The 2,071-nt window shown below is 58.0% G+C and carries 5 protein-coding genes; all 5 read right to left on the reverse strand.

Annotated elements, in window-relative coordinates; translation table 11 throughout:
• Window positions 1–828 (reverse strand): AAA family ATPase (locus WBB85_RS16355; protein WP_432639661.1); only part of this gene is annotated, 828 nt, incomplete at its 3' end.
• A complete protein-coding gene (locus WBB85_RS16360) occupies window positions 825–1,025 on the reverse strand; it encodes a hypothetical protein (protein ID WP_432639662.1) in 201 nt (66 codons plus the stop codon). The genes WBB85_RS16360 and WBB85_RS16355, both read right to left, overlap by 4 nt.
• On the reverse strand, window positions 1,022–1,453 hold the full coding sequence (locus WBB85_RS16365; RefSeq protein WP_432639663.1) for a hypothetical protein: 432 nt from the start codon (window positions 1,451–1,453) through the stop codon (window positions 1,022–1,024). The genes WBB85_RS16360 and WBB85_RS16365 overlap by 4 nt, the downstream gene beginning before the upstream one ends.
• Window position 1,454: 1 nt before the next feature.
• Window positions 1,455–1,646 (reverse strand): helix-turn-helix transcriptional regulator, encoded by a 192-nt coding sequence (locus WBB85_RS16370; protein WP_432639664.1) that lies wholly within the window; start codon window positions 1,644–1,646, stop codon window positions 1,455–1,457.
• A gap of 68 nt (window positions 1,647–1,714) precedes the next feature.
• Window positions 1,715–2,071: hypothetical protein (locus WBB85_RS16375; RefSeq protein WP_432639665.1), on the reverse strand; the 357-nt coding region annotated here is incomplete at its 5' end.

Here is a 2,071-nt window from a genome sequence, read left to right on the forward strand (position 1 = left end):
CTTGAGGTTAAACTCATCGCCGATACTGCCGTAGTTTGCCTTTTTGACGCTCAGAACCCGCGCATTGGTGTCAGGCTCAAAGCCGTTGTCGGCGATCCGCGACATATAGAGCCGCGACCGAACCGAGTTATTCCAAGACGTGCTGCCCGAAGTACCAGAACCGCTTGCCAGCCCCGTGAGCGACGGATGCCCGAGAAGCATCACGGCGCATTCGCGCTTGATAGCCAGCCCGCGAAGAATACCGATAAACTGCCGGACCTTGGCGCGGTCGTTTTCGTTGGCGGGGTAAACATCCGCGAGCGTGTCGATCACAACAAAGACGGGCTTTTCCTCAGCCGCCCGCGCATCCAGTTCCTTGAACAATTCGGACTGCATGAGCGTCAGCCCGGTATCGACCGCAAGAAGCGCATCCTCGCCAGCGAGCGAGCGCAGCGTGAGGCCGGAAACTGCTTCATAATCCCGGTCCTCAGAAGTCAGAATGCAATCCAGACGGCGGTGCAACTCGTCGTCGTCATCCTCGGCAGAGAGGAACAATACGCGGCCCTGCTCCACCGGCTTGCCAATCCAGCCGGTGCCAGCCGTAACGGCAACAGCCAGTTGCAGAGCCAGGAGGCTCTTTCCGGTGCCACCGTCGCCGGAAAACAGCGTGACCGTCTTTTGTGGCACCAACCCGTGCACCAGCCATTGCCGGGGCGGCACGGCCTTACCTTTGAGGGACGCCGCCGAGTAGAAAGCAGACGTGCGCAGCGGTTCAGCCGGTGCGTCTTGTGTGTAGGCTTCCAGCGGCGGCATCGGCGGCATATTTTCGAGGGTGCGAAGCTGTTTCATGGGTCGCTCCAGACTGCCAGATCAAGGCTCATCTCGCGGGCCAGACGTGCCCCGCAAATGATAGCCTCGCGCTTGGTGCGGTGAGTGGAATGAAGCTGGCCGCTGTCGCCGTGCTTGTTAAAGCTATGGCACCACCAGCCTTCGGCCCCGGCGTACATCACTAAGACTTCGCCGCGAATTTCAGTGTCGGCCTTCATACCGCACCCCCGATCATGCCAGACTTGCGGGCGAATTTCAGGCGGTCAGCATCATCGAAGCTATCCCAAAGAGCCGCGAACAAGCGCTTGCGCGTGTTCTTGCCAAGAGCCGTTTCGCCAAGGCGACGCATCCCGGCGAACACATGGGCTTCGACCTCGTGAACCGGGGCGCAATCGGCCCAAAACTCTGCCTCGGCGCGAATGTCGTCGAACAAGGCCAGCACCGGCCCTTCGGTGCGACGGCTGTCCAGATAGGCGAAGCAGATTTGCGCTCCGGTCTCATGGCTGACCCTGCCAAGGCAGAACGCCAAAGCAGTTGCCCATTCGACTTCAAGGCGGTAGGATACGGTCTTGAAGTTAGCCGCTTCGAATTCTGCCCCGGATGCGATTGCCGTCGCGCCGGGGTTTTCGTTTTGCTGCTCGATCATCTTAGGCCGCCTGACCGGTCTGGGCTTCGAGCCAGTCAATTACGTCACTTTCACGCCAGTAGCGGCGCGATTGAATTTTGATTGGTTTTGGGAAGTTGAGCGACGGATCATTCAGCCAGCGCCAGAGCGTCATATCTGAAACGCCACCTAGAGCATTACGAACAGTCGTTGCTTTGATCAACTTGGAAGTCATTTTACCACCTCGTTAGAAAACGTTGTGGCTTTCGAATATTCCTACTGAACGGGTAATTCGCTTCTGGCTTACCCGTGTTTCTTCGGGTTGATCAGTGATTTTTTGACCGTCTCGGAACTCACCTCGAACCGTTCAGCAATGGCTATTCTCATTGCCGCCCATGTCATGCTCGGCTTTCGGCTGTGCAAATCCTCTGCATATGCTTGCGCCTCGGCACCATGAAGCGTCTTGAAACTCGTGTCGGTGCGCATGGCGTGTCCGTCTCTCCCGCCAATGACCTGTTTGCGGCCACTGATCGCCAAAGTTTCACGCTTCTTACTTGTTTGTGGATCAACGCCCGCGCGCCACCACATGCGTTCTTGAAGTCTGCCCATTTCTTCGGTTGCCGCGAGCATCCGTGAGAGGTTGTTCGGAGTCACATCGCC

The sequence above is a fragment of the Albidovulum sp. genome, from assembly GCF_049646345.1.
Lineage (GTDB): Bacteria > Pseudomonadota > Alphaproteobacteria > Rhodobacterales > Rhodobacteraceae > Albidovulum.